Below are 12,010 nucleotides of genomic sequence, written 5' to 3'. Positions count from 1 at the left end.
TTAATGCAGGGCCAGGGCTTCCAGGCAGCGGTGGCGGTGGGCCGCGCCGCTGCCCTGGCCGATGGACTGGCCCGGCAGGCGCAGGCCGTAGTCCACGCCCAGGCGGTCGGCCTGCAGCACCCAGGCGGCCAGGCGGGCGATGCGCGCCTCGGGGTCGTGCAGTCCGGTGGCGGCGGCGTCCAGCCAGAGTTCGTGGCGCTGGGCCTGCTGGGCGTCGCGGCTCACCATGTCGCCGGTGCCGGTGGCCAGCGCCTGGGCGGCTTTCTTCCACACCACCAGCTTGAGCGGGTCGCCGCGGCGGTAGGCGCGCACGCCATCGAATTCACCCGCGCCGCGCGCCTGGGCGCTGCCGCCGCTGCCGGCGCGCGGCTCGCCGGGGGGCAGGGGCGGGGCGGGCACCTCGGGGCGCGGGTAGACCAGCACCTGCGCGGCCGGGCGCCACAGCGCCCACACGCGGAAGGTGCCCAGCGGGTAGAGCGTCTGCGCCGTGAGCGTGGGCACGTCCTGCAGCCCGCGCCGCTCGGGCCGGAAGGCCACCTGCACGCTGGCACTGCCGCCGGCGGGCACGTCGCTCCAGACCCATTCGGTGGCGCGGCCGCCGCCGTGCACGGCCACCGCGATGGCATGGCGCGGCGTGCGCCGCGCGTTGTGCAGCTGCACCTGCAGCAGTGTGGCGCTGCCCAGGAACTGCGGCTCGGGCGCCGCCAGGTGCAGCGTGAGGCCGCGCAGCGTGGCGTGGCACAAGTGCATGCCCACGGCCACGCTGCCGGCCAGCAGGAAGGTGAGCAGGTAGCCCAGGTTGAGCTGGAAGTTGATCGACGCCACCAGCAGCACCAGCAGCGTGAGCGCCAGCATCCACCCGGCGCCGGTGGGCAGGATGTAGACGTTGCGCTGGGTGAGCGTGAGCGTGTCGGTGCGCGGCAGGCGCGCGGTCCACCAGCGGCGCCAGCGCTCGGCGAGGGCGGCGCGCATCAGGGCAGCGGCACGGACTCGACCATGGCGCGCACCTGCTCCACGCTGCCCCGGCCCGCGTCGCTCACGGGCACCAGGCGGTGGGCGATGGTCTGGGGCAGGATGGCCTGCACGTCGTCGGGCGCCACGTAGTCGCGCCCCTCGATCAGCGCCTGCGCCTTGGCCGCGCGCATGAGCGCGATGCCCGCGCGCGGCGACAGGCCCTGCAGGAACCAGCGGCCCGAGCGCGTGGCGGCGATCAGGTCCTGCACGTAGTTCAGCAGCGGCTCGGCCGCGTGCACGGCCAGCACCTGCTGCTGCAGCGCGGCCAGCTCTTCGAGCGAAAGCAGCGGCAGCAGGCTGCCCACCATGTCGCGGCGGTCGCTGCCGGCCAGCAACAGGCGCTCGGAGGCGCGGTCGGGGTAGCCCAGCGAGATGCGCATCAGGAAGCGGTCGAGCTGGCTTTCGGGCAGCGCGAAGGTGCCGAGCTGGTCGTGCGGGTTCTGCGTGGCGATCACGAAGAACGGGTGGGGCAGGGCGCGCGTCTCGCCCTCCACCGACACCTGCTTTTCCTCCATGGCTTCGAGCAGCGCGCTTTGCGTCTTGGGGCTGGCGCGGTTGATCTCGTCGGCCAGCAGCACCTGCGTGAATACCGGGCCGGGGTGGAACACGAAGGACTCCTTGCCGCGCTCGTAGACCGACACGCCGGTGAGGTCGCTGGGCATCAGGTCGGCCGTGAACTGCACGCGCGAGAACTGCAGGCCGAAGGTGTGCGCCAGCGCATGCGCGAGGGTGGTTTTGCCCACGCCCGGAACGTCCTCGATGAGCAGGTGACCGCCCGCCAGCAGGCAGGCCACGCAGTCCTGGATTTGTAAGCTTTTCCCAATGATCACCGTGTTAAGCTGGTCCAGGAGCGATTTGATCTTGTGCTGTGCGTGCATGGCGCGACGTTATCCGAAAAACGAACGAGAGACGGGGTTGACTGTGAGCAAAACGGGCTATTACACCCATCGCGACTGCTGGAAGCACGAGATGGGGCCAGGACACCCCGAATGCCCGGCACGGCTGGACGCCATCGAGGACCGGCTGCTGGTGACCGGCATCGCCGACGCGCTGGACCACCGCGAAGTGCCGCTCGCTCCCCTGGCCGATATCGAACTGGCCCACGACCGCATGTACATCGCCTCGCTGCGGGGCCTGTCGGACCGCCTCATCGAGGAAGAGGACGCGGGCGGCCCGACCCACATGCAGCTCGACACCGACACCTCCATCAACCGCCACACCTGGACCGCCGCGCTGCGTTCGGCGGGTGCGGCGCTGGCGGCCACCGACGCGGTGATGGCCGGCGAGATCGAGAACGCCTTCTGCAGCGTGCGCCCGCCCGGACACCACGCCACGCGCGACAAGGCCATGGGCTTTTGCTTCTTCAACAACGTGGCCGTCGCCGCCAAGTACGCGCTGCAGCGCTACAACCTCCAGCGCGTGGCGGTGGTGGACTTCGACGTGCACCACGGCAACGGCACGGAGGACATCCTGGCCGGCGACCCGCGCGCGCTCATGGTCAGCATCTTCCAGCACCCGTTCTACCCCTACAGCGGCGACCAGAACCCCGCGCCCAACATGCTCAACGTGCCCGTGCCGGCCTATACCAAGGGCATGGACGTGCGCGACATCGTCGAGATGGTCTGGATGCCGCGCCTGGAGCAGTTCAAGCCCGAGATGATCTTCGTTTCCGCAGGCTTCGACGCCCACCGCGAGGACGACATGGGCCAGCTCGGCCTGACCGAGCAGGACTACACCTGGATCACCATGCGCATCAAGGACGTGGCGCGGCGCTTTTCCAACAAGCGCATCGTCTCGTGCCTGGAGGGCGGCTACATGATGGGGCCGCTGGCGCGCAGCGTCGAGGCCCACATCCGCGTCCTCGCCGATCTGTAGGATCGTAAACACGCTCTAATGACCGCCATGACCGCCACCGATTCCCTGCTCCACGTTGCGCGCGATGCGCGCGGCGTGGCCACCCTCACGCTGAACGACCCGGCCCGTTTCAACGCCCTGGGCAGCGACATGCTCGCCGCCCTGCAGCAGGCGCTGGACGGCGTGGCGCGCGACGAGTCCGCGCGCGTGGTGGTGCTGGCCGCCAGCGGCCGCGCCTTCTGCGCCGGGCACAACCTCAAGGACATGGCGCAGAACCCCGAGCTTGCCTACTACCAGCAGCTCTTTGCGCAGTGCAGCCGCGTGATGCTCGCCATCCATCAGTTGCCGGTGCCGGTGATCGCGCGCGTGCACGGCATGGCCACGGCGGCGGGCTGCCAGCTCGTCGCGCAGTGCGACCTGGCCGTGGCCAGCGACGCCGCGAGTTTCGCCACCAGCGGCATCCACTACGGCCTGTTCTGCGCCACGCCCAGCGTGCCGCTGGTGCGCAACGTGCCGGCCAAGCAGGCCATGGAGATGCTGCTGACGGGCGACTTCATCGACGCGCGCACGGCGCTGGAGCGGGGGCTGGTCAACCGCGTGGTGGCGCCCGAGGCGCTGGACGCCGAGGTGGAGAAGCTCGTGCAGTCCATCCTGGACAAGCCGCGCGTGGCCGTGGCCATGGGCAAGGCACTGGTGTACCAGCAGCGCGAGCTGGGCATCACGGCCGCCTACCAGCTCGCCGGGCAGACCATGGCCGTCAACATGATGGACGAGGCCGCGCAGGAGGGCGCACGCGCCTTCGCGGAGAAGCGCCAGCCGGCCTGGAAGCAGCAGGCGTGAGCGATGGAGTGGCTGGACCGGCTCACCCATGACTTCCAGCGCTCCAGTACCTGGCTGGAGCTGGCGCTGCTGGTCGGCGCCGTCGCGGTCGCCTACGCCCTGAGCCGCGTGGCCGGGCGCGGCCAGCCGCCCGACTCCGTATGGTTCGGGCGCCGCACGCTCGACGGGCTGCTGTTCCCCATGCTGGCGCTGGCGCTGGTCTACGCCTGCCGGCTGGCCGTGGCGCACTACCAGCCCGTGTTCCTGCTGCGCGTGGCCGTGCCCGTGCTCACATCGCTGGTGCTGATCCGGTTCGTGGCGCGCGTGCTGGCCATGGCCTTCCCGCGCTCGGCGCTGATGCGGCTGCTCGAGCGCATCGTTTCGTGGCTGGCCTGGGGCGTGGCGGTGCTGTGGATCGCGGAGCTATTGCCGCGCGTGCTGCAGGAGCTCGACGAGATCACCCTGTCCTTCGGCAAGTCCACCATCAGCCTGCTCATGCTGCTGCAGGGCGGCCTGTCGGCGGCGCTGGTGCTGGTGACGGCGCTGTGGGCGTCGTCCACCATCGAGCGGCGCGTGCTCGACGGCGCGGTGAGCGACCTGTCCATGCGCAAGGTGGCAGTGAACGCCACGCGCGCGCTGCTGCTGTTCATCGGCCTGATGTTCGCGCTGTCGGCCGTGGGCGTGGACCTCACGGCGCTGTCGGTGCTGGGCGGCGCGCTGGGCGTGGGCCTGGGCTTCGGGCTGCAGAAGCTGGCGTCCAACTACGTGAGCGGCTTCGTCATCCTGCTGGAGCGCTCGCTGCGCATCGGCGACAACGTGCGCGTGGATGGCTTCGAGGGGCGCATCACCGACATCAAGACCCGCTACACGCTGATCCGCGCAGGCAACGGCCGCCAGTCCATCGTGCCCAACGAAAGCCTGATCACGCAGCGCGTGGAGAACCTCACCGATTCCGACCGCAAGTTCAACCTGACGACGAATCTCACCGTGGCCCACAGCAGCGACGCGGCCCGCGTGCAGCGCATCCTGTGCGACGCCGCGGCGGCGCAGCCGCGTGTGCTGGCCGAGCCCGCGCCCGTGGCCTACCTGGTCGACTTCGTGCCCGACGGACTGGCCTTCACCCTGAACTACTGGATCGCCGACCCCGGCGCCGGCACGGCCAACGTGCGCTCGGCCGTGAACCTGGCCGCGCTCGAAGGGCTGCGGGCAGCAGGCATCGACATCGCCCCGCCGCAGCGCGTGGTGCGCGTCGCGCAGGCGGCATCCGAGGGAGGAGCAGGGCTCGACCCCGGCGCGCCGGGCTGGCATAATCCATAAAAGCACGATCGTTCTTTTTTTGTGATTTTTCCCACCGGCCGTTTTCCCGATGCGGAGCATGCTGCGGTGCGCAATAGAATGGATCGGTTTACGTGAACGTCAAGCATCAACAACTGAAGGAGCCGCAGCAATGAAGGTCTTGGTCCCCGTCAAGCGCGTGGTGGACTACAACGTGAAGGTCCGAGTGAAGTCGGACGGCACGGGAGTGGACATCGCCAACGTGAAGATGAGCATGAACCCCTTTGACGAAATCGCCGTCGAGGAAGCCGTGCGCCTGAAAGAAAAAGGCATCGCCACCGAAGTGATCGCCGTCAGCTGCGGCGTGGCGCAGTGCCAGGAAACCCTGCGCACGGCCATGGCCATCGGCGCCGACCGTGCCATCCTGGTGGAAACCGACGCCGAGCTGCAGCCCCTGGCCGTCGCCAAGCTGCTCAAGGCCCTGGTCGACAAGGAGCAGCCCCAGCTCGTCATCCTGGGCAAGCAGGCCATCGACGACGACGCCAACCAGACCGGCCAGATGCTCGCGGCGCTGGCCGATCTGCCCCAGGCCACCTTCGCCAGCAAGGTCGAAGTCGCCGACGGCAAGGCCAGCGTCACCCGCGAAGTCGACGGCGGCCTGGAAACCCTCTCGCTCACCCTGCCGGCGGTCATCACCACCGACCTGCGCCTGAACGAGCCGCGCTACGTCACGCTGCCCAACATCATGAAGGCCAAGAAAAAGCCGCTCGACACCCTCAAGCCCGAAGAGCTGGGCGTCGACGTCGCCCCGCGCCTGAAGACCCTCAAGGTCTCCGAGCCCCCGAAGCGCGGCGCCGGCGTCAAGGTGCCCGACGTGGCCACCCTCGTGGCCAAGCTCAAGAACGAAGCCAAGGTGATCTAAAAATGCCCGTACTCGTCATCGCAGAACACGACAACGCCTCCATCAAGAGCGCCACCCTCAACACCGTCACCGCCGCGCAGGCATGCGGCGGTGACGTGCACGTGCTCGTCGCCGGAGAAAACGCCCAGGGCGCGGCGCAGGCCGCCGCGCAGATCGCCGGCGTCGCCAAGGTCATCCACGTCGACGGCGCCAGCCTCAAGGACGGCCTGGCCGAAAACATCGCCGCGCAGGTGCTGCAGATCGCCGGCAACTACAGCCACATCCTGTTCCCCGCCACCGCCAGCGGCAAGAACGCCGCCCCGCGCGTGGCCGCCAGGCTCGACGTGGCGCAAATCAGCGACATCACCAAGGTCGACAGCCCCGACACCTTCGAGCGCCCCATCTACGCGGGCAACGCCATCGCCACCGTGCAAAGCGCAGACAGCGTCAAGGTCATCACCGTGCGCACCACGGGCTTCGATGCCGCCGCCGCCACGGGTGGCAGCGCCGCCATCGAAACCGCAGCCGCTGCGGCAGACAGCGGCAAGAGCGCCTTCGTCGGGCGCGAAGTCACCAAGAGCGACCGGCCCGAGCTGACCGCCGCCAAGATCATCGTCTCGGGCGGGCGGGCGCTGGGCAGCAGCGAGAAATTCCAGGAAGTGCTCACGCCGCTGGCCGACAAGCTGGGCGCGGCCATCGGGGCCAGCCGCGCGGCGGTGGACGCGGGCTACGCGCCCAACGACCTGCAGGTGGGCCAGACGGGCAAGATCGTGGCGCCGCAGCTGTACGTCGCGCTGGGCATCTCGGGGGCCATCCAGCACCTGGCGGGCATGAAGGACTCCAAGGTGATCGTGGCGATCAACAAGGACCCGGAGGCGCCGATCTTCAGCGTGGCCGACTACGGGCTGGAGGCGGACCTGTTCGCGGCCGTGCCGGAACTGGTGCAGGCTTTGTAAAGCCGCCCCGCAGGCAAGAAGGCATCGCGTGCGATGCCTTTTTTTTGAGATTCGCATTGCATTGGAGTTGGAGATCCCCATGAGTTACACCGCCCCCGTGAAGGACATGCTGTTCACCATCGAGCATCTGGCGAACATCGGCCAGGTCGCGCAGATCCCGGGTTTCGAGGATGCGGGCCTGGACACCGCCGCCGCCGTGCTGGAGGAGTGCGCACGGTTCAACGAGGGCGTGGTGGCTCCGCTCAATGTGGAAGGGGACCGCAACCCTTCGTGGTTCAAGGACGGCGCGGTCACCACCACGCCGGGCTTCAAGGAGGCCTTCCGCCAATTCGCCGAGGGCGGCTGGCAGGGCCTGCAGCACCCGGCCGACTTTGGCGGCCAGGGGCTGCCCAAGACCATCGGCGCGGCCTGCGGCGAGATGCTCAACAGCGCCAACCTGAGCTTCGCGCTGTGCCCGCTGCTGACCGACGGCGCCATCGAGGCGCTGCTCACCGCGGGCAGCGACGAGCTCAAGGCCACCTACCTGGAAAAGCTCATTTCCGGCCAGTGGACCGGCACGATGAACCTCACCGAGCCCCAGGCCGGCTCCGACCTGGCGCTGGTGCGCAGCCGCGCCGAGCCGCAGCCGGACGGCACGTACAAGGTCTTCGGCACCAAGATCTTCATCACCTACGGCGAGCACGACATGGCCGAGAACATCGTGCACCTGGTGCTGGCGCGCGTGTCGGGCGCGCCCGAGGGCGTCAAGGGCATCAGCCTGTTCGTGGTGCCCAAGTTCATGGTGAACCAGGACGGCAGCCTGGGCGCGCGCAACGATGTGCACTGCGTGAGCATCGAGCACAAGATGGGCATCAAGGCTTCGCCCACGGCCGTGCTGCAGTATGGCGACAACGGCGGCGCCGTCGGGTATCTGGTCGGCGAGGAGAACCGCGGCCTGGAGTACATGTTCATCATGATGAACGCCGCGCGCTACGCCGTGGGCGTGCAGGGCATCGCGGTGGCCGAGCGCGCCTACCAGCACGCCGTGCAGTACGCGCGCGAGCGCGTGCAGAGCCGCCCCGTGGACGGCAGCGTCCGGGGCAGCGCTGCCATCATCCACCACCCCGACGTGCGCCGCATGCTCATGACCATGCGCGCCTTCACCGAGGGCTGCCGCGCCATGGCCAGCGTGGCCGCCGCCGCGTACGACGCGGCGCACCACCACCCGGACGCGCAGGTGCGCGCGGACAACGCCACGTTCTACGAATTCATGGTGCCGCTCGTGAAGGGCTACAGCACGGAAATGAGCCTGGAGGTCGCCTCGCTGGGCGTGCAGGTGCACGGCGGCATGGGCTTCATCGAGGAGACCGGCGCGGCCCAGTACTACCGCGACGCCAAGATCCTCACCATCTACGAGGGCACGACGGCGATCCAGGCCAACGACCTCGTGGGCCGCAAGACCGCGCGCGACGGCGGCCAGACCGCCAAAGCCATCGCCGCGCAGATCGAGAAGACCGAGGAGCAGCTGCGCGCCAGCGGCACTGCCGACGCGCAGGCCGTCGCCACGCGCCTGGCCGCTGCGCGCCAGGCCTTCCTGGATGCGGTGGACTTCGTCGCGGGCGGCGCCAAGGCGCAGCCCAACGACGTGTATGCGGGCAGCGTGCCCTACCTGATGCTCGCGGGCAACCTCGTGGCAGGCTGGCAGATGGCGCGCGCGCTGCTGGTGGCGCAGGAGCTGTCCGCCAAGGGACAGGACACGGCCTTCATGCAGGCCAAGATCACCACCGCGCGCTTCTATGCCGAGCACATCCTCACCCGTGCGCCCGGCCAGCGCGACGCCATCGTCGACGGCGCGGCCAGCGTCACGGCGCTGGCGCTCGACGCGTTCTGATCGATGCTTCTTTTTTGATAGCTGCTGGCGCTTGAGGGATAAGCGCTGCAGCCCATTTTTATTCAGGAGACTGCCCGCATGTCCAAGCTGCCGCCCGCGCTGCAAAAACTCTCGCTGCCCGTCATCGGGTCGCCGCTGTTCATCATCAGCAACCCGCAACTGGTGATCGCGCAGTGCCAGGCCGGCATCGTCGGCTCCATGCCAGCGCTCAACGCGCGCCCGGCCGCGCAGCTCGAGGACTGGCTGGCGGAAATCACCGAGACGCTGGCTGCCTGGGACAAGGCGAACCCCGACAAGCCCTCGGCTCCGTTCGCGATCAACCAGATCGTGCACAAGAGCAACGACCGGCTGGAGCACGACATGCAGGTGTGCGCCAAGTACAAGGTGCCGATCGTCATCACCTCCCTGGGGGCGCGCGAGGATGTGAACCAGGCCGTGCATGGCTGGGGCGGCGTGGTGCTGCACGACATCATCAACAACAAGTTCGCGCACAAGGCCATCGAGAAGGGCGCCGACGGCCTCATCGCCGTGGCGGCCGGCGCGGGCGGCCACGCGGGCGTGAAGAGCCCGTTCGCGCTCATCCAGGAAATCCGCCAGTGGTTCGACGGCCCGGTGGCGCTGTCGGGTTCCATCGCCTCGGGCGGCGCCATCCTCGCCGCGCAGGCCATGGGAGCGGACTTCGCCTACATCGGCTCGGCCTTCATCGCCACGCACGAGGCGCGCGCGGTGGATGCGTACAAGCAGGCCATCGTGCAGGGCAGCTCCGACGACATCGTCTACAGCAACCTGTTCACGGGCGTGCATGGCAACTACCTCGCGCCCTCGATCCGCGCGGCGGGGCTGGACCCCGACAACCTGCCCGAGTCCGACCCGAGCAAGATGAACTTCGGCGGCGGCGCGCAGAAGGCCTGGAAGGACATCTGGGGCTGCGGCCAGGGCATCGGCGCGGTGACCGAGGTGACCTCGGCCGCGGCGCTCATCGAGCGCCTCCGGCGCGAATACCAGGCCGCGCGCGAGCGCCTCGCGCTGGCCTGAGCGGCGCCCTGCAGAGCTGGGCCAAAAGGCGCACAATGCCGCCTTTCCGTGCGCCGCCGCAGGCGGCGCCTCCAGCGCCCACCTTCCCATGTCTCACGCCCGCCGCAGTGCATTGATCGACTGCGCCAAGGCGATGGCCTGCACGGCCATCGTGTGGCACCACCTCGCGTTCTACGGCCCCCTGTCCGACGTGGTTCGCCAGGGCCTGCCGGGGCTGGTCGACTGGCTGGCCGAAGACGCGCGCATGGCCGTGCAGGTGTTCCTGGTGCTGGGCGGCTACCTGGCCGCCGCCAGCCTGGCGCCGCAGGGACGGGCGCGCTTCGGCGACCCCTGGCCCAAGGTGGCGGGGCGCTTCGTGCGGCTGGTCGTGCCGTATGCGGTGGCGCTGGTGCTGGCCATCGTGGTGTCGGCGGCCGTGCGTCCGTGGTTCGACCATGCATCGGTCTCCGGCGAGCCGGAACTGGGGCAACTGCTCGCGCACGCGCTGCTGCTGCAAAGCATCCTCGACGAGGAATCGCTCTCGGCCGGCGTGTGGTACGTGGCCATCGACTTCCAGCTCTTCGCGCTGACCACGCTGCTGCTCGCGGGCGTGGCGCGTGCAGACGCCGCGCTGGGCGATCGCGCGCTCTGGAGGCCTGCAGCGGTCACCGGTTCGCAGGCGCTGGTGGTGCTGGGCGTGGCGGCGTCGCTCTACGGCTTCAACCGCGATGCGCGCTGGGACGTGTGGGCGGTCTACTTCTTCGGCGCCTACGGCCTGGGCATGCTGGCCTACTGGGCCGCGCATGCGCCCGATGCGCGGCAGGCCCTGGGCTGGGCGCTGCTCATCGCGGCGCTGGCGCTGGGTGCGCTGCTGCTGCAATGGCGCGCGCGCATCGCGCTGGCCGCCGGCATGGCACTGCTGCTGGCGCTGGCCCTGCGGCGGCCCGTGCTGGCGCAGTGGACGGGCTGGGCGCCGCTGCGCAGGCTGGGGCTGATCTCGTACTCGGTCTTCCTCGTGCACTTTCCGGTCTGCCTGCTGGTGAACGCGGCGGTCAGCCGGCTGTGGCCCGGCTCCGTGGGCTTGGCCCTGGGCGGCATGGCGCTGGCCTTCGCGCTGTCGGTCGCCGCGGGCCACCTGCTGTACGAGCGCGTGGAGCGCCACATGCCCACCTGGCGCGTGGCGCTGCGCTGGCAGGCATCCCTGGTGGGCACGGGCCTGCTGGCGGCATTGCTTGCGGGCGTGCGCTGAGCAGAAAAAAAGCAGCCCTGGGGCTGCTGCGGCAGGGGGCGGGCGCTGTGTTCAGCGGTGCAGTTCGCCCGCGCTTTCGGGCTGGAACTCGAGGGCATCCACGCGCACGGTGACCTGGCCCGTGGGGCTGGGCATCTGGAATTCATCGCCCACGGCCAGGCCCAGCAGGGCGATGCCCACGGGAGCGAAGATGGACACCTTCTCGCCCGAGCCGTCCATCTCCTTGGGATAGACCAGCGTCAGCGTGTTGGTCTTGCCCGACTCCAGCAGGGTGAAGCGCACCGTGGAATTCATGGTCACCACGTTGGGCGGCATGTCCTTGGGGTCCAGCACGTCGGCGCGGTCCAGTTCGGCCTCCAGGGCCTCGCGGCCGGGGAAGGGGGCCGCCTGTTTCTCCAGCAGCGCCTCGATGCGCTCCAGGTCCAGCGACGACAGGGTGATAGGGGGCTTGCGCAGCATGGTATGGCTCCGTTGCGAATGGTCTGTACGGTGGCGGGTGCCGTGCCTCGCGGGGTGCGTGCGGCCGGCGCCCTGGTGTTCAAACGGACAAAAGCCCGGGCAACGGGGTTGTCCGGGCCAAGGCGTTGTCTCTGGGGAAGCACCATGGTGGTGCAACGGACCGATTGTGCAGGCGGACCGGCCGGCTGCCAAGCTATCCCGCACGGCGCGGGTGCGGATTGCGCGGGGCTTGCCAAAAGGCCAGGGATTGCGTAAGCGCAAAATAACTGTATATTTATACAGTATCATGCCCACCCCAGCTCCCCCCTTTGACGATTCGCCGCCCGCCGTCTGGGTGCCTGTGCACGCCATCAAGGGCCGTGGCGCCGCGAGCCGGCTGGCGCACCGCTTCGAGCGGCAGGCGCGCGAGGCCTTCGACGATGGGTGGGACGCCCCGGGCGAGAAGGCGGGCACTCCCGGCGCGCCGCGCACCCAGGTGATCTGGGAAAACGCGCGCAGCGCCCTGTGCAGCAACGACTCTCCGGACAGAGGGTGTGCAGAATTTTGTGTAAACGGACAATCCACCGCCGGCGCGAGCCGGCCTGTCCGTAAGCACAATG

11 protein-coding genes and 1 pseudogene are annotated in these 12,010 nt (G+C 69.4%); 9 read left to right on the top strand and 3 right to left on the bottom strand.

Annotated elements, in window-relative coordinates:
* Entirely contained in the window at positions 1–972 is a 972-nt protein-coding gene (locus tag AVS7_RS09650; protein ID WP_020228249.1) for a DUF58 domain-containing protein, read from the bottom strand.
* The gene (locus tag AVS7_RS09645; protein ID WP_020228248.1) at positions 972–1,892 is read right to left on the bottom strand and encodes a MoxR family ATPase; all 921 of its coding nucleotides are present in this window, start codon (positions 1,890–1,892) and stop codon (positions 972–974) included. The genes AVS7_RS09650 and AVS7_RS09645 overlap by 1 nt, the downstream gene beginning before the upstream one ends.
* Positions 1,893–1,983: 91 nt before the next feature.
* Between AVS7_RS09645 and AVS7_RS09640 the strand changes: the two genes are divergently transcribed.
* The 8 genes from AVS7_RS09640 (at position 1,984) to AVS7_RS09605 (ending at position 10,952) form a co-directional block, all read left to right on the top strand.
* Positions 1,984–2,889, top strand: a complete 906-nt coding sequence (locus AVS7_RS09640; protein WP_020228247.1) for a histone deacetylase family protein — start codon at positions 1,984–1,986, stop codon at positions 2,887–2,889.
* Between the two features lie 18 nt (positions 2,890–2,907).
* Positions 2,908–3,708, top strand: coding sequence for an enoyl-CoA hydratase (locus AVS7_RS09635; RefSeq protein ID WP_020228246.1), 801 nt, complete (start codon positions 2,908–2,910; stop codon positions 3,706–3,708).
* 3 nt (positions 3,709–3,711) lie between these two features.
* Complete coding sequence (locus AVS7_RS09630; RefSeq protein WP_020228245.1) at positions 3,712–5,004, top strand: mechanosensitive ion channel family protein; 1,293 nt, start codon at positions 3,712–3,714, stop codon at positions 5,002–5,004.
* Positions 5,005–5,134: 130 nt separating this feature from the next.
* Positions 5,135–5,884: an electron transfer flavoprotein subunit beta/FixA family protein gene (locus tag AVS7_RS09625; protein ID WP_020228244.1), complete on the top strand. Its 750-nt coding sequence runs from the start codon at positions 5,135–5,137 to the stop codon at positions 5,882–5,884.
* Between the two features lie 2 nt (positions 5,885–5,886).
* Entirely contained in the window at positions 5,887–6,819 is a 933-nt protein-coding gene (locus AVS7_RS09620; protein ID WP_020228243.1) for an electron transfer flavoprotein subunit alpha/FixB family protein, read from the top strand.
* A gap of 79 nt (positions 6,820–6,898) precedes the next feature.
* Entirely contained in the window at positions 6,899–8,689 is a 1,791-nt protein-coding gene (locus AVS7_RS09615; protein ID WP_034690522.1) for an acyl-CoA dehydrogenase, read from the top strand.
* Positions 8,690–8,767: 78 nt separating this feature from the next.
* Positions 8,768–9,724: a nitronate monooxygenase family protein gene (locus AVS7_RS09610; protein WP_020228241.1), complete on the top strand. Its 957-nt coding sequence runs from the start codon at positions 8,768–8,770 to the stop codon at positions 9,722–9,724.
* An 88-nt stretch (positions 9,725–9,812) separates the two neighbouring features.
* Complete coding sequence (locus AVS7_RS09605; RefSeq protein WP_034690519.1) at positions 9,813–10,952, top strand: acyltransferase; 1,140 nt, start codon at positions 9,813–9,815, stop codon at positions 10,950–10,952.
* A gap of 51 nt (positions 10,953–11,003) precedes the next feature.
* Here the strand turns inward: AVS7_RS09605 and rnk are convergent, their stop codons facing one another.
* Positions 11,004–11,411: a nucleoside diphosphate kinase regulator gene (gene rnk, locus AVS7_RS09600; protein ID WP_020228239.1), complete on the bottom strand. Its 408-nt coding sequence runs from the start codon at positions 11,409–11,411 to the stop codon at positions 11,004–11,006.
* A 286-nt stretch (positions 11,412–11,697) separates the two neighbouring features.
* Here rnk and AVS7_RS23645 point away from each other — a divergent pair.
* Positions 11,698–12,010 (top strand): annotated as a pseudogene (locus AVS7_RS23645) (hypothetical protein); the annotation flags it as partial.

The organism is Acidovorax sp. MR-S7 (assembly GCF_000400995.2).
Taxonomy (GTDB): Bacteria; Pseudomonadota; Gammaproteobacteria; order Burkholderiales; family Burkholderiaceae_C; genus MR-S7.
This window is presented reverse-complemented; position numbering and strand designations above follow the sequence as displayed.

What these genes read in the sequence shown, in the direction of transcription:
- AVS7_RS09650 (WP_020228249.1), bottom strand. Translation starts at nt 972, where the DNA reads ATGCGCGCCGCCCTCGCCGAGCGCTGGCGCCGCTGGTGGACCGCGCGC.
- AVS7_RS09645 (WP_020228248.1), bottom strand. Translation starts at nt 1,892, where the DNA reads ATGCACGCACAGCACAAGATCAAATCGCTCCTGGACCAGCTTAACACG.
- AVS7_RS09640 (WP_020228247.1), top strand. Translation starts at nt 1,984, where the DNA reads ATGGGGCCAGGACACCCCGAATGCCCGGCACGGCTGGACGCCATCGAG.
- AVS7_RS09635 (WP_020228246.1), top strand. Translation starts at nt 2,908, where the DNA reads ATGACCGCCATGACCGCCACCGATTCCCTGCTCCACGTTGCGCGCGAT.
- AVS7_RS09630 (WP_020228245.1), top strand. Translation starts at nt 3,712, where the DNA reads ATGGAGTGGCTGGACCGGCTCACCCATGACTTCCAGCGCTCCAGTACC.
- AVS7_RS09625 (WP_020228244.1), top strand. Translation starts at nt 5,135, where the DNA reads ATGAAGGTCTTGGTCCCCGTCAAGCGCGTGGTGGACTACAACGTGAAG.
- AVS7_RS09620 (WP_020228243.1), top strand. Translation starts at nt 5,887, where the DNA reads ATGCCCGTACTCGTCATCGCAGAACACGACAACGCCTCCATCAAGAGC.
- AVS7_RS09615 (WP_034690522.1), top strand. Translation starts at nt 6,899, where the DNA reads ATGAGTTACACCGCCCCCGTGAAGGACATGCTGTTCACCATCGAGCAT.
- AVS7_RS09610 (WP_020228241.1), top strand. Translation starts at nt 8,768, where the DNA reads ATGTCCAAGCTGCCGCCCGCGCTGCAAAAACTCTCGCTGCCCGTCATC.
- AVS7_RS09605 (WP_034690519.1), top strand. Translation starts at nt 9,813, where the DNA reads ATGTCTCACGCCCGCCGCAGTGCATTGATCGACTGCGCCAAGGCGATG.
- rnk (WP_020228239.1), bottom strand. Translation starts at nt 11,411, where the DNA reads ATGCTGCGCAAGCCCCCTATCACCCTGTCGTCGCTGGACCTGGAGCGC.